Source organism: Hymenobacter sp. 15J16-1T3B (assembly GCF_020711235.1).
In the GTDB taxonomy this organism is placed as follows: Bacteria; Bacteroidota; Bacteroidia; order Cytophagales; family Hymenobacteraceae; genus Solirubrum.
Map to the genome: position 1 here is coordinate 137219 of NZ_JAJFAV010000007.1, position 18560 is coordinate 155778.

Sequence of the window (18560 nt, forward strand, 5' to 3'; positions counted from 1 at the left end):
CTAGTCCCAGATGCGGTTGTCGGCCGTGAGGATGAGGGGTTGCCCGTCGGTGACGACGACCGTGTGCTCGTGCTGGGCCACGAAGGAGCCATCCTTGGTGGCCAGGGTCCACCCGTCGTTGTTGAGCTGATGGGCCAGGCTGGCACGGGTGGAAATAAACGTTTCCACGGCCACCACCGAGTTTTTCTTGAAGCGCTTCAGGTTGTGCCGGTCGTAGTAGCAGGGAATTTCCGAGGGTTCCTCGTGCAGGCTGCGACCCACGCCGTGGCCGACCAGGTTTTTGATAACCCGAAACCCCGCCTTGCGCGCCTCCGCGTCGATTAGGCCGCCGATATCGGCGATGCGCACGCCGCCGCGGATGCGGCTGAGGGCCGTGCGCAGAATCTGCCGCGAAGCCTCGACCAGCGGGCGGTGGTTGTGCAGGTCGGCGCCGAGCACGAAGGAGCCGCCGTTGTCGGCCCAGTAGCCGCCCATTTCGGCCGACACGTCGATGTTGATCAGGTCGCCCTCCTGCAGCACCTTGCGGGCCGAGGGAATGCCGTGGGCCACTTCCTGGTTGACGCTGATGCACGTCCAGCCCGGGAAGCCGTAGGTCAGCCGCGGGGCCGAGCGGGCGCCCAACGCCGTCAGCAGCCGGCCGCCGTACTCATCCAGCTCCAGGGTGCTCATGCCCGGCTGGGCGTACTCGCGCATCTGCCGCAGCGTGGACGCCACGGCGGTGCTGATCAACTGCAGGCCGGTCAGGTCGGCTTCGGAGGTAATGGACATAAGGCAACGGGGTTCTGCCGGGCTATTTCGAGCACCGAACGGTTTGGGGTAAAGGTAGCCAACGGGGGAATCAGGACCGCCCGCTTGCTCCAGCCAGCGCACGGGCGGGGCCAGCTGTATCGGCGGGCGGCGCTTAGTCCTGCACCGGTTCCAGCGGCACTTCCGTGCCGATTACCGTGGGTGTCTTCGGCTTCTGGCTCACCAGCCACACGCCCAGGAAAATCAGCCCGCCCTGCAGCACCCGGGCCCAGGTCAGATGGTCGCGGCCCAGGCTCACGGCGATGAGCACGGCCAGGATGGGCTGCAGGTAGATGTACACGCCCAGCAGCGCCGGCGAGGCGTACTTCAGGGCCCAGTTGTTGAGCAGATAGGCCACGATGGTGAGCATGAACACCATGTAGACAATGTCGGCCCAGATGCGGCCAGGCAGGTGGCCGTAGTCGATGGCCAGGGCCTCGTGCCAGCCGAAGGGCACCACGATGCAGGCGCCCACCAAAAAGCTGCGGGCCAGCACCGTGAAGGCGTGGTACTTCTTCATCAGCGGGGCGGCCAGCACCAGGTACAGGCCAAAGAACGTGGCGTTGAGCAAGATAAGCAGGTTGCCCAGCGCCACCTGCTCGCCGGCCGCCCCGGCCGGCCCGCGACTGAGAATGACCAGCGCCGCCCCCACCCCGGCCACCAGAATGCCTACGGCGCGCAGCAGCGTCACCCGCTCGCCCAGCAGCACCACCGAGGCCAGCACCACCACGATGGGCGACACCGTTTGAATCAGCGAGGCGCTGATGGGCGTGGTCAGGTTCAGGCCGCCGAAAAACAGCAGCTGGTTCAGGCCGATGCCCGAGATGCCGCAGAGAATGGAGCGGATGGTGTCGGCGCGGCCAGTGATAGGCGTCTTGGTCAGCAGCTTGTCGAGCAGTCCAAACACCAGCGCGGCCGTCACCACGCGCAGCACCACGATGCCGTTGGGGTGGGCGAAGCGGGGCATCACTTCCTTGGCCAGGGAATAATTGGCGGCGTAGATGGCGGCCACCACAAACAGGGCGGCGTGCACGCGCAGGGCAGAAGTCGAGGGAGAAGGTGTCAAGCCGTAAGGGGAAGCGTGCGTCGCGCAGAACCGCCGGCCGGCGGCTCTACCTTTGTAGTTCGCGTATTCAGGTCGACTTCGTGCTCCCACTAATCGTACTTGAATGCGCGAACTACAAAGTTCGCGCTACTTCTGTTCATGGCTTCCCTTTTCGATCCACCCGCCGATCAGCCCCGGCCCGGCGCCCCGCTGGCCGAGCGCCTGCGCCCCCGCACCCTCGCGGAGTACGTGGGCCAGCAGCACCTCGTGGGCGAGGGCGGCGTGCTGCGCCGCTACCTCGACGCCGGCCGCCTGCCTTCCCTTATCCTCTGGGGCCCGCCCGGGGTGGGCAAAACTACCCTGGCCCACCTGCTTGCTTCCCAATTGAAGCTGCCCTTCGTGGCGCTGTCGGCCATCAACGCGGGCGTGAAGGACGTGCGCGACGTGATTCAGCAGGCCAAGTCGCGCCGCGGTACCCTGCTCTTCATCGACGAAATTCACCGCTTCAGCAAATCACAGCAGGACGCGCTGCTCGGGGCGGTGGAGCAGGGCATCGTCACGCTCATCGGGGCCACCACCGAAAACCCCTCCTTCGAGGTGATTCCGGCCATTCTGAGCCGGGCGCAGGTGTACGTGCTCGAGCCCTTGAGCAAGGAAGACCTCACCGGCCTCGTCGACCGGGCCCTGCGCGAGGACGAAGCCCTGCGCCGGCGCCCGGTGCGCGTGGAGCAGTACGACGCGCTGCTGCGCATTTCGGGGGGCGACGCCCGCAAGCTGCTCAACCTGCTGGAAATCGTGGTGCAATCGGCCACGGCCAACCCCGAAACCGGCGAGGTGGTCATCACCGACGAGGTGGTGCAGCAGCTAGCCCAGCAAAACCTCTCGCGCTACGACAAGGGCGGCGAAATGCACTACGATGTCATTTCGGCCTTTATCAAGAGCATCCGCGGCTCCGACCCGAACGCGGCGCTCTACTACCTGGCCGTGATGCTGGAAGGCGGCGAAGACCCCAAGTTCATTGCCCGCCGCCTGCTCATTCTGGCCTCCGAGGACGTGGGCAACGCCAACCCCAACGCCCTGCTGCTGGCTCAGAGCACGTTTCAGGCCGTCAGCGTCATCGGCATGCCCGAATCGGACATCATTCTGGGCCAGGCCGTGGTGTATCTGGCCACTTCGCCCAAGAGCAACGCCTCGTACAAGGCCATCCGCGAAGCCCGGGCCTACGTGCGCCAGCACGGCGTGGCCGCGGTGCCATTGGGCCTGCGCAACGCGCCCACCAAGCTCATGAAGCAGCTCAACTACGGCGACACCTACCAGTACTCCCACGACGGGGCAGGCGGCTTCATTTACCAGGAATTCATGCCCGAGGGCCTGGGCCAGCTGCGCTTCTACACCCCCGGCGACAACGCGGCCGAGCAGAAGATTCAGGAGCGGCTGCGCTACTGGTGGGGCGACAAGTACGGGTATTGATAGGGCTGTAGCCATTGCACAGCCCCAAACAACGCGGCCCCGCCCTGATAACCGGGCGGGGCCGCGTGCTTCTGCCAGCAAGTCGCGCTTACTTCTGCAGCGTGTACTTCCAGTGAAAGGTCAGCGTGTTGAGGAGGTTGCCCTGGTAAGTACCCGAGATGCCCACCAGCCGGGCATTCACCGCGTCGTCGAGGCCGGCCTCGAAAAAGGTCCCACCCCCCATGCGGCCGCCCTCGCACAGCCTGCCGTGGTTGGTTTCCAGCAGCAGGCCTTCCACTTGGTCCCACTCGTAGCCGCGGGCATTGACGATGTACTCGCCCATGGCCAGATCCAGCTTCGCCTGCTGGCTGCCCGCCACGCCGTAGGTGCGCTCCACGTTGTCGGCGTACGTCAGCTTCAGGCCACAGATGAACGAGTGCCCGTCGCCCCAGCAGATAACCACTTTGCGCAGGCCGCCGGGTTGTATGTCGAAGGCGGTGCCGCCCGGGCGGACGCCGAAGGGGCCCACGGCCACGTTCACCGGCAGGGCCGCTGGCTTGGTCGGCTTGGAGGGGTCCATGTAGGGCCAGAGGTAGGCCGGGGCCAGCAGCGCATCCAGCTCGGCATTGAACTGGGCCCGCACCTGCGCCTGACGAGCCAGCCGGGCGGCGGTGATGTTAGCCTGGCTGTTCGGGTCGCCGGCTACGTCGGGTCTGTAGCTGTAGGTGGTATTGCCGCGGTCCATGCGCCAGCCGTCGTACTCGTCCACCACCCAGTCTTTGCGGTAAAACTCGGTGACGGTAATGTTGCCCGAGTCGAAGTCGCGCGAAGACTCACTGCTGCCCTGCTTGATGTGGCTCAGGCGCCACTCCAGGGCCCGCTGGCGACTGTGCGCTACCCCGGCCACGTACTCCTCGATTTCCTCCCGCAGAAAGCCCAATTCCTCGGCTTTGCCGGCGGCCTTGTGCTCCGCGGTCTTGTCCGGAAACAGCGTCTCGTAGCCCTGCACCAGTTCGGCGCGCAGCGTCAGCACCAGCGTGCCCCAGGCGGCCAGCAGCGGCAACACGGTCACGCCTTCCCGGTCGCGCAGGAAGTCGTACTCGTCGCCCGTGGCCTCCGAAATGGCGGCAATGAGGCGTGTGCCCTTCACGTCGACCTCGGTGGTATTCAGGAACTGCTTGGTTTTTTTGCGGATGCCGGCCAAGTGCCCGTGCAGCTTGAGCATGTTTTCCTGCAGCAGCAGCTGCTTCATGCGCTGCTCCACGTACTGGGTCATCTGGTTCCAGAAGTCCTGGTCGTGCCCATCGGGCCAGAACACGCCCAGGGCCGCCTTGGCCCCGCCCCCGATGGTGGGAATCAGGCCGGTGACGCCCAGCACCAGGTCGCGGAGCTGGTCGCTGTGCTTGTGGAAGGTGCGCACCTCGTTGGAGAGGTAGTCGGCCGAAACCGGCACCACGCGAAACAGTTGATGGTCGCGGGCCGAAACCGGGGCCAGGTCGCCCTGCCTGATAGTGTCCTGGCCGTGGGTGGCGCCGGTCACTTCCAGCACGCGGCCGCGGGCGTGCACCGGGCGCAGGTAGTAGTACCCGTCGCCGGCGTACATGAAGCGAAACCGCTGGTTGGGCGACACCTGGTCGCCGCTATCCTGCATGTGCCACTGAATCAGGTTGGCCCCGGTATCGGGTGAGACGCCCGCAATGGCCCAGTACAGGTTGTCGTAGGGCAGGTACACGTGGTACTCGCCGGTGCCCTTCTTTTTGAGCTGAAACTGCTGGGCGGGGTTGTTCGTGTAGGGTTCTTGCTGCTGAATGGTGTTGCCCGGATGCTTTTGGTGGTGGGTAGGGGCCAGCGGCAGGTTGCTGTGCTTGGGAATAATGACGAAGGAACGGTCACCAGGGACAATTAAAGCCATGCGTTGGGGCGGAATGAAGCGTAGAAGTTCCCAGCAAGCTAAACAAAAGCAAATCGTATCTGGCAAATGCCATAAAGTAATTCGGGCGCTTCGGCGTCTTCCGCAGTACCAACCCCGGGTGGGCGGCCGGTACCGGCAGGCGGCACGGCATTCACGCCGCCGAATGGCCCGGTTGTCGATTAAGCCCGACTACCCGCTGCGTGCCTCCCGTACTTTGAGCATCGGCGAGGCCGAAGCCAGCCCCACCGCAGTTCGCCAAACCCAGGTGCCCCGCCAAACCCGCCTACCTTTGTTTCTCTACCGCTGATTCTCTTTTCCCTCAACAATGCTGCAATTCCTCAAGTACGTGCTGGCCACCATCGTGGGGCTGGTGCTGTTTTCCCTGGTCGGCTTTGTGCTCTTCATCGGCATCGTGGCGGCCATTGGCTCCTCCTCCGACGAGGTGACGGTGGCCAGCAACTCGGTGCTGGAGATTAAGCTCAACAAGCCGTTGACCGAACGCAAGCAGGAGGCCGAATTCACGCCCTTCGGCATGGGCAACTCCTCCATCGGCCTGAACACGCTCAAGGAAGCCATCAAGCGCGCCAAAACCGACGACGACATCAAGGGCATTCTGCTCGATCTGGACGTGGTGTCGGGCGGGCTGGCCTCGCTGGAAGAAGTGCGCGACGCGCTGCTGGACTTCAAGAAGTCGGGCAAGTTCATCGTGGCCTACCACGAAACCGGCTCCGAAAAGGGCTACTACCTCTCCTCCGTGGCCGACGAAGTGTACCTGCACCCGCAGGGCCTGCTGGAGTTCAACGGCCTGAGCTCGGAGGCGTTCTTCTACAAGCGCCTGTTCGACAAGCTCGGCGTGGAGCCCTTCATCTTCCGCGTGGGCTCGTTCAAAAGCGCCGTGGAGCCCTACTTCCGCGAAAATTTCTCCGACTCGGCCCGCTACCAGACGGTGTCGTTCCTGAACTCCATCAACAACCACTCGGTGGCCCAGATTGCCGCCGCGCGTAAGCTGCCGGTGGCCCGCCTCAAGACGGTGCAGGATTCCATGCTGGTGCACAACGCCCAGGATGCCAAGCGCTACGGGCTCGTCACCAAGCTCGGCTACTACGACGAGGTGCTCGATTACCTACGCGGCAAGCTGAAGCTGGACAAAGACAAGAAGCCCAGCCTGGTGAGCCTCTCGACCTACGAAAAGGCCGACAAGGACGACGACAAGGTGTCGGGCAACAAGATTGCCGTGGTGTACGCCGAGGGCGACATCGTGGGCGGCAAGGGCGGCGAGGAAAGCATCGGCGGCACCAAGTTCGCCGAAACCATCCGCAAGGCCCGCGAAGACAAGAACGTGAAGGCCATCGTGCTGCGCATCAACTCGCCCGGCGGCTCGGCCCTGGCCTCTGACGTGATTTACCGCGAGGTAATGCTGGCCAAGAAGGTAAAGCCGGTCATTGCCTCGATGTCGGACGTGGCGGCTTCCGGCGGCTACTACATTGCCATGGGCTGCGACACCATCGTGGCGCACCCCAACACGATTACCGGCTCCATCGGCGTGTTCGGCGTGCTGCCCAACCTCGGCCCGCTGCTCTCCGATAAGCTCGGCATCACCGTCGACCGCGTGACCACCGGCAAGTTCTCGGACATTCCGACCGTAACGCGCCGCCTCACGCCCTTCGAGCAGCAAAGCCTGCAGCGCGAAGTGGAGCGCACCTACGCCGACTTCACCTCCAAAGCCGCCATCGGCCGCCACATGCCGGTGGAGCGCCTGCGCCGCCTGGCCTCGGGCCGGGTGTGGTCGGGCACCGAAGCCAAGGACCGCGGCCTCGTGGACGTGCTCGGCTCCTTCGACGACGCGGTGGCCATTGCCGCCCGCCGCGCCGGCCTCGACAAGAACGACTACCGCCTGCAGGCCCTGCCCCGCCGCAAATCGGCCATCGAGAGCTTCGTGAACATGATTACGGGCGGCAACTCCGAGGAAGCCGAGGCCAAGGCCCTGCAAAGCAAGCTCGGCCCCCTGTACCCGGTGTTCCAGCAGTACCGCACCGTTACGCAGATGCAGGGCGTGCAGGCCCGCCTGCCCTACGAGCTGACGATTCAGTAACCGCGCGGTTTTCCGGCCGAACGAAGCGGCGCCACGACCCGGGGGTTGTGGCGCCGCTATGTTTAGGCGGACCTACGCCCCTGCCGTTTATGCCCCGAGTACTCCGCCTGATGTTGTGGGCTGACTTAGCCGGCAGCTTCACCATGCAGATCTGCCAGCTGCTGGGCCTGGTGGGCGGCTGGGGCCTGGCGGGCCTGCTGAGCCTGGGTCTGTTGCTGGTCCCGACGCTGCTGGGCGTGGGCCTGTACGAGCTGATCCGCCCCGCTACCCTCCGCCCCGGCCCGGTGCAAACGGTTCTGCTCCGGGCCAGCCTGCTGGCGGGCTTGTTTGTGCTCGGGTTGTGGGCCTGGGCCGCCGCGGAGTCGGCGCCCAGCTGGGCCGCCATCCGGGCCGATTTCAAGCGGGAATTCACGCCTTTTCTGCCCGCCGCGCTGGTAGAGGCCCTGCTGATACCCGTGTTCGACCAGCGGCTAGGCCGCCGGACCGACTAGCCGGCGGCCTAGCCGCAGCCGTGGTCCGCCGTTTCGTTCTACTTTTACCGCGCCGCCGACACCAGTCGGCGGCGTTTGTTTATGCACCTCTCCGCCGCCCAGCAAATGGCGCAGCTCCGCGAAGCCGCCGCCTACATCCAAGCCCAAACCGCCCATTACCAGCCCGACTTCGGCATCATCCTCGGCACCGGCCTCGGCGCCCTGGCCCGCGAAGTGCAGGTCGAACACACGCTCAGCTACGCCGACATTCCGCACTTCCCCGTTTCGACGGTGGAAAGCCACGCCGGGCGGCTGCTGCTGGGCACGCTGGGCGGACGTCGGGTGGCCGTGCTGCAGGGCCGTTTTCACTACTACGAGGGCTATTCCATGCCCGAGGTGGTATTTCCGGTGCGGGTACTCAAGCTGCTCGGCATCCGGCAGCTGCTGGTCAGCAACGCCGCCGGCGGCCTGCACCCCGACTTTGCCATCAGCGACCTGATGCTCATCGAGGACCACATCAACCTGCAGCCAACCAACCCGCTGGTGGGCCCGAACCTGGACGAGCTGGGCCCGCGCTTCCCCGATATGTTCGAGCCTTACAGCCACCAGCTGCTGGCCCAGGCCGAAGCGGCCGCCCGCGAGCTGGGCTTCGGCGGGCGGGTGCGCCGCGGGGTGTACGCCTCCCTGCCCGGCCCCATGCTCGAAACCCCGGCCGAGTACCGCTACCTGCACCGCATCGGGGCCGACGCGGTGGGCATGAGCACGGTGCCCGAGGTCATTGCCGCCCGCCACATGGAGCTGCCGGTGCTGGCCGTGTCGGTCATTACCGACCTGGCCGCCCCGCAGCACCTGAAACCAGTCAACATCCAGCACATCCTGGCCGCCGCCGCCGACGCCGAGCCCCGCCTGACGGCCCTGCTCCGGCACGTGGTGGAGCAGCAGGCGTAGGCCGCGGCCCTGCCCCAAACGAACCGCCCCGGCGCTGCGGGCTGCAGCGCCGGGGCGGTTCGTTTTGTTCAGACCGGTTTGCTACTTGGCGGTGTACACGTCCTCGTGCAGTTCGCCGGCGCGCTCTTCCCAGCTCAGGCGCAGCGTGGCGTTGTCGACCTGCTGGATGGCGTAGTCGTGGGCGTCGCCCTTGTGGTCGACGATGTGCAGGGTGTTGGGGTTGTTGACCTGCCACTGGCCTTGCTCGGCCGAGGCATCCTTGAGGTAGGTCAGGTGGTAGCTGCCGCCGCTCACGAAGTGCCAGTCGTAGCGGTCCTTCACGGCCGTGTCGCGGGCGGTCAGCACGCCGTTGAGGCGGGTTTCGTTGAGGCGCCACTCGTGGGCCAGCAGCAGTTGCTGGTCGACGTTCTTGGGGCTGGGGTTGTCTTTTTTGCAGGCGCCAAATACGGCTGCCGACGCCAGGGCGCCGAGGACAAAACGGGAACGAATCATTACGAGAGAAATAAACGGTGGTATGGGCATGATGCCGGCCGGGCCGCGGCGGTTGCAAGCCCAGCCGCTGGCCAGTCATACCTACTCATTCTCAAGCACAATCATTTCGCGGCTTCAGGGGCCGCACACGCCGCTGGGCCGGCTTGCGCTAAAAGTCGCTGGCGTCCTGGCCTTTTTTCGGGGCCATGGCCTCCATCAGCATGGTGGTGAGCGTGTAGGCCCCGCGAGCAGCCACCAAAGCAGATAAAAATGAGCGGGTGCGGAGCCGGTAGGCCGGGCACATTCCCCGCAAAGTCACAACGTCCGGTCAGCGGACAATAATCTGGCGGCGCTGGTAATTCAGGATGGTAAACACGCCGATGCCGCCCTGCACCGTGCTCTGCACCGCGGCGGGCTGGCCGAAGGGGTTGCCGTTGGCCGATTGCGCGTCGTCGACGGACTGCAGGAAGCGGTAGTAGGGCCGGTCGAGGTGGTAGAGCGTGACGAAGAGCGTGTCGTCGGGCTCGAACTCGTAGCTGGTGCCCAGGGTGATGAGCTGCCCGTCGAGCAGCCGGTCCTCGGGGTTGTAGTCGACCTCGCGCGCCCCGGAAATGCTGTCCCGGTGAATCTGAAAGCGGTAATAGTCGCCCACGCCGGGCGGGTCCTGAAACTTGACGGTCACCAGGGCCCGCCGCTCGTCGGCGGGCCGGTCGTTGAACTTCCACTCCACCGTGTCGAAGGGCACGGTGGCGGGCATGGTGGCCGCGCCCGTCACCACGCGGCCCTTGGTGTCCTTCACCGACAGCTGCCAGGTGTCGCCGGGCCGGATGCGCAGCACGCGCAGGCCGCGGTGGGTGTAGAACTTGCGGGTGGTGAAGTTGCGGCCCGGCCGGAACACCAGCGTTTCGACGCGGCCCGTGGGGCTGGTCAGCGTCACGGTCACGTCGTTGAGCACGGTGGCAGTGGGCGCGCTCAGGTAGGGCACCGTTTCCGTCACGGTCAGCTCCGGCACCTTGCCGTCTTCGAGGTAGCACTCCACCACCAGCTGGGCCGGCTCGGCGGGTAGGTCCACGTCCACGTCTTTCTGCAGGCCGCAGCCGGTCGTGAGCAGCAGGGCCGCCAGCAGCCCCGCGCCGCCGAGCAGGCGCCGCGGGGCCCGGCCGCGCAGCCACGCACCGCGGGTCAGCGTCAGCCAAATCCAGGGCAGTTGTCGAATCTGCATCGTTGCGGGGCTTAGAATTTGAAGTTGTAGGTCAGCGAGGGAATCACCGGGAACAAGGACACCTGCCGGGCGCGGTAGCGTTCGGGCAGGCCGGTTTCCTCGTTTTTCACCTCGTCGATGTAGATGAAGTAGGGGTTGCGCCGGTTGTAGGCATTGTAGATACTCAGCGTGAGGTCCGACTCGCCGCCGATGGTGCGCCAGGGCTTGAGCTTGTACACCACGCCCAGGTCGAGGCGGTGGTAGCTGGGCAGGCGGAAGGAGTTGCGGTCGGGGTAGATGGGCACGGCCTGCAGCTCGCCGCCGTACACGTCCTGCACCCCGATGCGGGCCGTGGGCAAGGTGGTGGGGTTGCCGGAGGTGTACACGAAGGAGCCGGTCAGGTTCACGCGCTTGTTGAGCTTGTGCAGCAGCACCAGCGTCAGGTTGTGGCGCCGGTCGTAGGTCGGGAAGAAGGCCCGGCCGCCGTTGATGCCGTTGGTGCCGCGCTGGGGCTCAAACTCGCGCTTGGTCCAGGCCAGGGTGTAGCCCAGCCAGCCGGTGGTCTTGCCCTGCTTTTTCTCCAGGTAGATTTCGTTGCCGTAGGCCCAGCCCCGGCCGAAGAGAAACTCCGCGTCCAGCTCCGGATTCACGAACAGCTGGGCCCCGTCGCGGAAGTCGATCTGGCGCTGGGCCCACTTGTAGTACACTTCGTCGGTGAGCAGAAACTTCCCCGCCCCGAGCAGCCAGCTGAAGCCCGTGGACACCTGCTGGGAGCGTTGGGGCTTCACCGAGAGGCGCGAGGGGTACCAGATGTCGGTGGGCAGGGAGGCGCCGGAGTTGGTGACCAGGTGCACGTACTGGTACATCAGGGCGTAGCTGGCCTTGAGCGAGAGGCTAGGCGTGAGGCTGTAGCGGGCCGCGGCGCGCGGCTCCAGCCCGCCGTAGTCGTTCGAGCCCGAGCGGAAGCCCGTCAGGCGCAAGCCGTAATCGAGGGCCAGCTTGTCGGTGACGGTGAAGTTGTCGGCGGCAAACAAGCCGCCCTCCAGCCCGTCGTACTCCACGTTCTGGCCGATGTTGAACGAGCCGCCGTTGGCCTGCAGGCGCCCCACCCCGAAGTGGTGCACGGTGCCCGAGCCCCCGAAGCGCACGACGTGCTTCTCGGTGGGCCGCCACTCCCAGTCGGAGCGCAGGTTCCAGTCGCGAATGTTGCTGCCGAGCCCGAAGCTGAACTGGTCGAGCTTGTTGGCAATGTTGTAGGTGTAGTACGACCAGGTAGCGGTGCTGTTGGTAAACAGCTTGGGCGAAAACACGTGGCTCCAGCGGGCCGTGGCCGAGCGGTTGCCCCAGTGAAAGTCGAAGTTGAAGCCGCGGGTGGAGTTGAAGCCGAACACGTCGTTGCCGAAGTACCCGCTCAGAAACACCTGGTCCTTGTCGGTGAGCTGGTAGTTGGCCTTCAGGTTCAGGTCGTAGAAGTAGTAGTCCGGGATGGGGTTGTAGTCCTTGGTGTCCTCGTTGAGCTTGTTGATCTGGCGCGTGAACACGTCGAAATAGGTGCGGCGGCCGGCCACCAGAAACGAGCCCTTGCCTTTCTTGATGGGCGCTTCCACCGCCAGGCGCGAGGAAATCAGCCCGATGCCGCCCGACACCCCGAACGAGTCGCGGCTGCCCTCGCGCAGCTTCACGTCGACCACCGAAGAGAGGCGCCCGCCGTACTGGGCCGGGAAGCCCGATTTGTAGAGGTCCACCGACTGCACCACGTCGGAGTTGAAGGTCGAGAACAGGCCGAAGAGGTGGTTCGGGTTGTACACCACCGCGTCGTCGACCAGGAAGAGGTTCTGGTCGGCCGAGCCGCCGCGCACGAACAGGCCGCTGGTGCCCTCGCCGCCGTTTTGCACCCCGGGCTTGAGCTGCAGCGTTTTTAGAATGTCGACCTCGCCGAACAGGGCCGGCAGCAGCTTGGCTTCGCGGGCCGAGAGGCGCTCCACGCCCATTTGGGTGGTTTGCAGCTTCTGCTCCAGCGTGCCTGAGCCTTCGATGACCACTTCCTGCAGCTCGGTGCCGGCGCTGAGCACCAGGTCGAGGCGCTGCGGGCCGCGCAGGTTCACGTCCTCGGTCACGGTTTTGTAGCCGATGAAGGACGCCACCACGCGGTGGCGGCCGGCGGGCAGGCTCAGCTCGTAGCGGCCGTTGGCGTCGGTGGCGGCGCCCAGGCCCAGAGTGGGCACGGCCACGTTGGCGCCGGGCAGCGCGCCGCCGTCGGTGCCGCGCACCACGCCGCGCAGCAGGTATTGGGCCTGGGCCAGCAGCGTGAGCGGTGCCAGCAGCAGCAGCAACGCCAACGCGACCCGGAAAGAGTAAAAACGCATCATCAAGGGTGGATAAGCCCGCCGCACCGGTCGGCGGCATGTCAGAGGCTAACGCCGGGGCGGGCCGATTAGTTTGAGGCCGCGACGAGCAAAAAGGTTGCCTGCCATGCCGATTCTGGCCGCAAAAATGGCCCTAAGGACCCAAGGTGGCCGTACAGCTTTCCCCTTTTCGCTTACAGAATTTAGGAACCGGCGCGGTTCACCCCGCTGTCATTGCGAGCGAAGCGAAGCAATCCTTCCTCTCGCGGCACAAACGGCACAAGCTGCCCCGCCCGAAACCGGTATCTGCAGGTTCGGGCGGTCCTGTTTTGGCTTGGTGGGTATTGCATCGGCGGTGCTACTGGAGGAAAGATTGCTTCGCTTCGCTCGCAATGACGGCCGGTGCCACCGTTAGCCGCCGGCCTTCAACTCCGCGTGGCGGCTCATTCGCCGGTTTGCGTAGCTTTGCCCTATGACCAAACTGCTCGACGGAAAAGTGGCGCTGATTACCGGCGCTTCGAAAGGAATTGGCCGGGCCATTGCCCAGCATTTTGCCCAACTAGGCGCCCAAGTGGCTTTCACCTACCTCTCCAGCGTGGAGAAAGGCCAGCAGCTCGAACAGGAGCTGGCCGCCCACGGCTCCAAGGTGAAGGGCTACCGCTCCGACGCCTCCGACTACGCCCAGGCCGAAAAGCTGGTGGAAGACGTAGTGGCCGAGTTCGGCAAGCTCGACATCCTCGTCAACAACGCCGGCATCACCAAGGACGGCCTGCTGATGCGCATGAGCGAGGAGCAGTGGGACCAGGTGCTGACGGTGAACCTCAAGTCGGTGTTCAACCTCACCAAAGCCGCCACCAAGCCCATGATGCGCGCCAAAGCCGGTAGCATCATCAACATGACCTCGGTGGTGGGCATCAAAGGCAACGCCGGGCAGGCCAACTACGCCGCCTCCAAGTCGGGTATCATCGGCTTCACCAAGTCGGTGGCCCTGGAGCTGGGCTCGCGCAACATCCGCTGCAACGCCATTGCCCCGGGCTTCATCGAGACGGAAATGACCGGGGAGCTGGACGCCAAGGTGGTCGACGAGTGGCGCAAGGCCATTCCGCTCAAGCGCGGCGGCACGCCCGAGGACATTGCCAAAGCCACCGCCTTCCTCGCCTCCGACGATTCGAGCTACATCACCGGCCAGGTGCTGCAGGTCGACGGCGGCATGCTGACCTAGGCCGACTGATTGCGGCGGCCCCACAGCCACAATCAAGCGTTGAGCCGGGAGCCGCCGGGGCATTTCGCTACACATAGTACTGTCATGCGGAGCGCAGCCGAAGCATCTTTACCGAACGACTTCGCGGGAGCGACGCGGTAGAGGTGCTTCGGCTGCGCTCGGCATGACGTTCTTTTTTCCGCTTTAGCACTACGCATGCGCCGTCTGGGTTTTGTTGTCCTTGCCGTCTTGGCCCTGGCATTGGCCGGGGGCTTGGCCTACCCGCGCCTCAAGCACCGGGTGAGCCGCTTCATGCAGCGGCAGCGGGCCGAGGGCACCGTCATCGTGCTGGCCGGGAAGCTGCGCCCGGGCGACCTGATTTTCCACACCTCACAGTCAGCGCAGAGCCGGGCCATTCAGCTGGCCACGCACTCCCCGTACAGCCACTGCGGCCTGCTGTTTCGGCAGGGCGGCGAGTGGCAGGTGCTGGAGGCCGTGCAGCCGGTGGGCATCACGCCCCTGGAGAAGTGGATTGTCCGCGGCCAGGGCGGGCACTTCGTGGTGAAGCGCCTGCGGGATGCCGAGCAGGTACTCACGCCCCCTACCTTGCGCCGCCTGCTGCGCGCCGGCCACCGGTACCGCGGCCGGCCCTACGACCTCTACTTCGGCTGGTCCGACGAGCGGATTTACTGCTCCGAGCTGCTCTGGAAGGTGTACCAGGAGGCCACCGGCCGGCAGATCGGCCGGCTGCAGCAGCTGCGCGAGTTTGACCTCACCCACCCCGCCGTGCAGCAGAAGATGCGCGAGCGGTACGGCCGCAAGCTGCCGCTGGACGAGCCCGTCATTTCGCCGGCGCGCATGTTCAGCAGCCCCGAGCTGGTGACGGTGGTGCAGAAGTAGCGCCGCCTCCGTACCCGGTGCTGAACCTGGTGCTACTCCGGCTTGGGTTTTTGCGCCTCGATGAGTGCCTCGATCTGCTGGTCGTAGGCGCGGATGGAATCGGCGTAGGCGGCGGAATTCTCGGCCAGGGCCCGGTAGCGCAGCTGGTAGCTGCGCAGGCGCAGGCGGGTGTAGCGCGTCACCGCCGCGTTGCGCTCCTCGGCCTCGTCGGGCAGGCGCAAGGAATCGAGGCGCTGCAGCAGGCGCAGGTTCTGCTCCCAGTAATAGATGCCGTGCTCCTGCAGCGCGCGCAGCTGCTCGTCGCGGGGCGTGCCGGGCGGCTGGTTCAGGGCATTCAGGGCCAGAACCTCCTGCTTGCTGAACTCCTGCATGAGGGCTTGGTACGTGGCCCAGGCGTTGGGCAGGCGGCCGTAGGCCCACCCGGCGCCGGCCAGCAGCGCCAGCGCCAGGGCCGTCGTGAGCAGGTGCTGCCGCAGCGCGGGCACGCCGGGGCGCAGCGTCGGCCACAGCCCGTAGCCCACCAGCAGGCCGGTCAGCAGCCCGCCGAGGTGGGCGGCGTTGTCGATGTTGCCGGCTAAGCCAAACAGCAGGTTGTAGCCCACAAAGGCCGTGATGCTGCCCAGCAGCTCCTTGCGCACCTCGGCTTCCACCACGTTGGTGGTGAGCAGGGCCAGAAACACTCCGTACATGCCGAAAATAGCCCCCGACGCCCCGGCGCTGACGGTGTAATCGTGCCACCAGAGGCTGGCCAGGCCGCCGCCCACGGCCGCCAGCAGGTAGGCCAGTCCGAAGCGCACCGGCCCGATGCGCGGCTCCAGCAGCAGCCCGATGTTGAGCAGCGCGTACATGTTCAGCAGCAGGTGGATGATGCCGATGTGCACGAACGCGCTGCTCAGCAGCCGCCACCACTGCCCTTCGCCGAGGGTGAGCGGGCCGTAGTCGGCGCCCCAGCGCAGCAGGTCTTCGCCGGCGGGCAGCATGAGGTTGGCCCCGTTCACCGCCATTAGCACGAACACCAGTAGGCAAGCCACGATGAGCACAGGCGTGACGACGTAGCCGCGCCGGGGCCGCAGCAGCCCCAGCCAATCCAGGAAGGTGCGACGCTCCGCGGGCGGGGCCAGCACGTCGCGCGAGGGGGGCACAAACGCGGGCCGGGCCTGCTCGAAGCGGCACTGCAGCGCGGCCGCGTCGGCCGCGGGCAGCTCCGCGGCAAAGGCCCGGGCAAACGCTTCGATGGGCTGCCGGTAATCGTCCGCGGGCTCCGGCGGGGCCCCGTCGGCGGGCCCGCTGCTGACCTCGACGGCGTTGGCGTAGAGCAGCACGGTGAGCTGCACGTCGGCGCCGGCGGGGCGGGCGCCGGCGCGCCGGGCCCGCAGCCCGAACGAGCTCAGGTGGAACACCGCCCAGCCCAGGCGGCGGGCCGTTTCGTCGGCCAGCATGAGGGCCTGCGGCGGCGCCAGCGGCTCGATGGGCAGGGCAAGCGAGTAAGCGGAGGCGTTTTCTTCGGAAGCCATAAGCAAGCGGATGCGGTCCGCAAAGCTAACCCGCCCCGCCGCTAGCTTAGGGTTTCACGTCCTTGAAGCCCATTTTCTTGACTTCCTCCTCCGAGAGGTTTTTTACCTCCGAAATCACGCCCACGTCCGACTTCTGCACCAGCTTGGCGTCGCCCTCAGTTTTGGCCTGGGCCTGCTGCTGCTCGGCGTTGGCCACGACCACCTTGGTGTTGTTTTCCACCTGCTTGAACTCGATGTTGACCTGGTTGACGCGCGCCTGGGCCGTTACCAAGTCGCGGCGCAGGGCCTCCACCTGGTTGCGGTAGTCGTCGGTGGTAATGGCCTGGCGCTTCAGGCTTTCCTGGATTTCGGCCACCTTTTTCTTTAGGTCGTCGGCCTCGGCTTTGGCCGATTTCAGCTCGCCTTCCTTCTGGCGGCGCTCCTGCTCGGCCCGCTCGGCGTCCTGCTTGGCGCGGTCCTGCTGCTGGCGGCTGGCCAGCTCGCTGCTGCTGATGAGGTTGTCGCAGTTTTTGGTCAGCAGCAGGTTCGTAAGGCTCACCAGATCGACGCTGACCACGTAGTCGGTTTTAAACTGATCCGAGGAGCTGTACACCTTGCCGCCGGCGCTGAACACGGTGCCCGTCACCCCGGATTCGGCGTTGACTTCCTGGTAGGCGCGGCTGTGCACACTGGTGAGCTTGGCCGAGCGGATGTAGTAAATCTTCTTTTTCAGCTCCTTATCCACGTTTTTGGCCGCCCGGCAGATGTCCAGGTACGGAATCGACGTTTCGGGCACGAGCACGCCGTTGATGTCGGTGACGATGAGCTCGACCACCGAGGAGGTGGTGGCCGCCACCGAGGCAATCATGTAGCTGCCGTTCATCTTGAAGGAAGCGCTGATTTTGGAGCTGTAGAGCACGTCGGAGAGGGCCACGTTCTTCAGCGGCGGCTCGCCCGACTTCACGTACTGGCCGATGATACTGGCTTTGTCGCGGTCTTCCAGCAGGATCAGGCAGCCGGCCAAATCCTCGATTTTGTTGCGGTACATGGCCAAGCCCTTGATGAAGGTCCGGTCGGTGTAATCCTTGGGAAAGTTGGCGTTGAGCGTGGCCATGCCGTCGCCGAGGCGCACGCGCACGACGCGGCCCTGGGCGTGGGCAGAGGCAGTAAGCAGCAGCGCCACGAAGAGCGCGGCGAGGGTGGCGAGTAGCCCGTGTTTCATGTGGGTAGCGGGCCCGCGGCCGGATGACGCGCGGCGGGCCCAAGCAAAATTAGGCAATCGGGCGCGGCAGCCCATGCCTGTACTCTCCTGACCCGGACCGTTAACGGTTCAGGCGGTAGGCGGCCGTCCAGCAAAACGCCACCGGCCGCAGGCTGTACTGGTAGCCGGTGGTGTAGCGCGTGATTTGCCCGGTCAGGCGGTCGGCCGGAAAGCTGTACACGGAGTTGTCGTCCATGTACAGCCCGTACCAGGTGTGCCGGTAGCTCCACGTCAGGGACCAGCGGCCCCGGGCGGAACCGGCTTCGAAGTACAGCCCGCCCACCGGGTGAAACGAGCCGTAGCCGTGGCCGTGCTGCCACTGCTGCAGAAACTGCCCGTCGGTGGGCAGGCTGAGCCCGTAGGCCTCGCGCCGGTCCACGCCGTTGTAGTAGCTGCCGGAGCGCAGGCCCAGCAGCGTAAGCCGGCTCAGGCCCAGACCCCCAAACCACTGCACGCGCCGGTACGTGTGTAGGTAGCGCACGGTCAGCCCACTGGAGAGGGCCGCGCCGCGGGCGTAGTAGGTTTTCTCCGGAAAATCAGGGTGGCCGGTGTCGAAGGTCTGCTGGTAGGTGCCGAAGCGCCGCAGCTCGTGCTCGGTGTGCAGGGCCAAGTGGCCGTGGGCCAGCACCACCCCGCCCTGCGCGCCCAGCAGCAGGCGCGGGCCGCGGTCGAGGTCTTGCCCGCTGAGGTAGCTGCGCTCGAACAGGGTTTCATCGTAGCCGGTGTAGCGCCGCAGCCGCAGGTGCGTAAGCGCCACGCCGGCGCTGGGGGCCACGTACCAGCGCGGGTGGCGAAAGAAGCCGCGGCTGGAATCGGCTGGGGCGACCGGGGCTGTTTGCGCGGGGGCCGGCGTGGTGATGCAGGAAGCGGCCACGGCGCCGAGCGCGTAGAAAAACTTCATAGAGCGAGGGGGATAAACGTACAAGGATGTCGTTTTCCGGCCCTCGCAAATCTGCCGCCAATTGTGGGCGGGGCTGGCGTTTAGT

15 protein-coding genes are annotated in these 18560 nt (G+C 65.8%); 6 read left to right on the top strand and 9 right to left on the bottom strand.

Features of this window, described 5'->3' with window-relative positions; translation table 11 throughout:
- Together map and LJ737_RS13570 are read right to left on the bottom strand one after the other, a co-directional pair.
- Window positions 1–768 (bottom strand): type I methionyl aminopeptidase, encoded by a 768-nt coding sequence (map, locus tag LJ737_RS13565; RefSeq protein ID WP_227766562.1) that lies wholly within the window; start codon window positions 766–768, stop codon window positions 1–3.
- Window positions 769–901: 133 nt separating this feature from the next.
- Entirely contained in the window at window positions 902–1852 is a 951-nt protein-coding gene (locus LJ737_RS13570) for a DMT family transporter (protein WP_227766564.1), read from the bottom strand.
- Between the two features lie 138 nt (window positions 1853–1990).
- Between LJ737_RS13570 and LJ737_RS13575 the strand changes: the two genes are divergently transcribed.
- Window positions 1991–3301 (top strand): replication-associated recombination protein A, encoded by a 1311-nt coding sequence (locus tag LJ737_RS13575; RefSeq protein ID WP_227766566.1) that lies wholly within the window; start codon window positions 1991–1993, stop codon window positions 3299–3301.
- A gap of 88 nt (window positions 3302–3389) precedes the next feature.
- Here LJ737_RS13575 and LJ737_RS13580 read toward each other — a convergent pair whose 3' ends face one another.
- The gene (locus LJ737_RS13580) at window positions 3390–5192 is read right to left on the bottom strand and encodes an RICIN domain-containing protein (protein ID WP_227766568.1); all 1803 of its coding nucleotides are present in this window, start codon (window positions 5190–5192) and stop codon (window positions 3390–3392) included.
- A gap of 325 nt (window positions 5193–5517) precedes the next feature.
- On the opposite strand from LJ737_RS13580, the gene sppA reads away from it, so the two are divergent.
- From sppA to LJ737_RS13595, 3 genes are all read left to right on the top strand, one after another.
- Complete coding sequence (gene sppA, locus LJ737_RS13585; RefSeq protein WP_227766570.1) at window positions 5518–7284, top strand: signal peptide peptidase SppA; 1767 nt, start codon at window positions 5518–5520, stop codon at window positions 7282–7284.
- 89 nt (window positions 7285–7373) lie between these two features.
- Window positions 7374–7775 carry a hypothetical protein gene (locus LJ737_RS13590; RefSeq protein ID WP_227766573.1) on the top strand — a complete coding sequence of 134 codons (402 nt, stop codon included), beginning with the start codon at window positions 7374–7376 and terminating at the stop codon, window positions 7773–7775.
- Between the two features lie 81 nt (window positions 7776–7856).
- Window positions 7857–8702, top strand: coding sequence for a purine-nucleoside phosphorylase (locus LJ737_RS13595; RefSeq protein WP_227766575.1), 846 nt, complete (start codon window positions 7857–7859; stop codon window positions 8700–8702).
- 81 nt (window positions 8703–8783) lie between these two features.
- Here LJ737_RS13595 and LJ737_RS13600 read toward each other — a convergent pair whose 3' ends face one another.
- The 3 genes from LJ737_RS13600 to LJ737_RS13610 form a co-directional block, all read right to left on the bottom strand.
- Entirely contained in the window at window positions 8784–9194 is a 411-nt protein-coding gene (locus tag LJ737_RS13600) for a hypothetical protein (protein ID WP_227766577.1), read from the bottom strand.
- A 307-nt stretch (window positions 9195–9501) separates the two neighbouring features.
- Window positions 9502–10395 carry a DUF4249 domain-containing protein gene (locus LJ737_RS13605; protein WP_227766580.1) on the bottom strand — a complete coding sequence of 298 codons (894 nt, stop codon included), beginning with the start codon at window positions 10393–10395 and terminating at the stop codon, window positions 9502–9504.
- Window positions 10396–10406: 11 nt separating this feature from the next.
- Window positions 10407–12743: a TonB-dependent receptor gene (locus LJ737_RS13610; RefSeq protein ID WP_227766582.1), complete on the bottom strand. Its 2337-nt coding sequence runs from the start codon at window positions 12741–12743 to the stop codon at window positions 10407–10409.
- Window positions 12744–13191: 448 nt separating this feature from the next.
- Here LJ737_RS13610 and fabG point away from each other — a divergent pair, with 448 nt between their 5' ends.
- Window positions 13192–13941, top strand: a complete 750-nt coding sequence (fabG, locus tag LJ737_RS13615; RefSeq protein WP_227766583.1) for a 3-oxoacyl-[acyl-carrier-protein] reductase — start codon at window positions 13192–13194, stop codon at window positions 13939–13941.
- A gap of 228 nt (window positions 13942–14169) precedes the next feature.
- Window positions 14170–14820, top strand: coding sequence for a YiiX family permuted papain-like enzyme (locus LJ737_RS13620; RefSeq protein WP_227766586.1), 651 nt, complete (start codon window positions 14170–14172; stop codon window positions 14818–14820).
- A 32-nt stretch (window positions 14821–14852) separates the two neighbouring features.
- Here the strand turns inward: LJ737_RS13620 and LJ737_RS13625 are convergent, their stop codons facing one another.
- From LJ737_RS13625 to LJ737_RS13635, 3 genes are all read right to left on the bottom strand, one after another.
- On the bottom strand, window positions 14853–16334 hold the full coding sequence (locus LJ737_RS13625) for a rhomboid family intramembrane serine protease (RefSeq protein ID WP_227766588.1): 1482 nt from the start codon (window positions 16332–16334) through the stop codon (window positions 14853–14855).
- A gap of 46 nt (window positions 16335–16380) precedes the next feature.
- Window positions 16381–17535, bottom strand: coding sequence for a hypothetical protein (locus LJ737_RS13630; RefSeq protein ID WP_227766590.1), 1155 nt, complete (start codon window positions 17533–17535; stop codon window positions 16381–16383).
- A gap of 100 nt (window positions 17536–17635) precedes the next feature.
- A complete protein-coding gene (locus LJ737_RS13635; protein ID WP_227766592.1) occupies window positions 17636–18475 on the bottom strand; it encodes a hypothetical protein in 840 nt (279 codons plus the stop codon).
- Between the last annotated feature and the right edge of the window lie 85 nt (window positions 18476–18560).

Coding starts and splice junctions, on each gene's coding strand:
- LJ737_RS13580 (WP_227766568.1), bottom strand. CDS start 5,192: ATGGCTTTAATTGTCCCTGGTGACCGTTCCTTCGTCATTATTCCCAAG.
- LJ737_RS13575 (WP_227766566.1), top strand. CDS start 1,991: ATGGCTTCCCTTTTCGATCCACCCGCCGATCAGCCCCGGCCCGGCGCC.
- LJ737_RS13625 (WP_227766588.1), bottom strand. CDS start 16,334: ATGGCTTCCGAAGAAAACGCCTCCGCTTACTCGCTTGCCCTGCCCATC.
- fabG (WP_227766583.1), top strand. CDS start 13,192: ATGACCAAACTGCTCGACGGAAAAGTGGCGCTGATTACCGGCGCTTCG.
- LJ737_RS13600 (WP_227766577.1), bottom strand. CDS start 9,194: ATGATTCGTTCCCGTTTTGTCCTCGGCGCCCTGGCGTCGGCAGCCGTA.
- map (WP_227766562.1), bottom strand. CDS start 768: ATGTCCATTACCTCCGAAGCCGACCTGACCGGCCTGCAGTTGATCAGC.
- LJ737_RS13605 (WP_227766580.1), bottom strand. CDS start 10,395: ATGCAGATTCGACAACTGCCCTGGATTTGGCTGACGCTGACCCGCGGT.
- LJ737_RS13635 (WP_227766592.1), bottom strand. CDS start 18,475: ATGAAGTTTTTCTACGCGCTCGGCGCCGTGGCCGCTTCCTGCATCACC.
- sppA (WP_227766570.1), top strand. CDS start 5,518: ATGCTGCAATTCCTCAAGTACGTGCTGGCCACCATCGTGGGGCTGGTG.
- LJ737_RS13590 (WP_227766573.1), top strand. CDS start 7,374: ATGCCCCGAGTACTCCGCCTGATGTTGTGGGCTGACTTAGCCGGCAGC.
- LJ737_RS13630 (WP_227766590.1), bottom strand. CDS start 17,535: ATGAAACACGGGCTACTCGCCACCCTCGCCGCGCTCTTCGTGGCGCTG.
- LJ737_RS13595 (WP_227766575.1), top strand. CDS start 7,857: ATGCACCTCTCCGCCGCCCAGCAAATGGCGCAGCTCCGCGAAGCCGCC.
- LJ737_RS13610 (WP_227766582.1), bottom strand. CDS start 12,743: ATGATGCGTTTTTACTCTTTCCGGGTCGCGTTGGCGTTGCTGCTGCTG.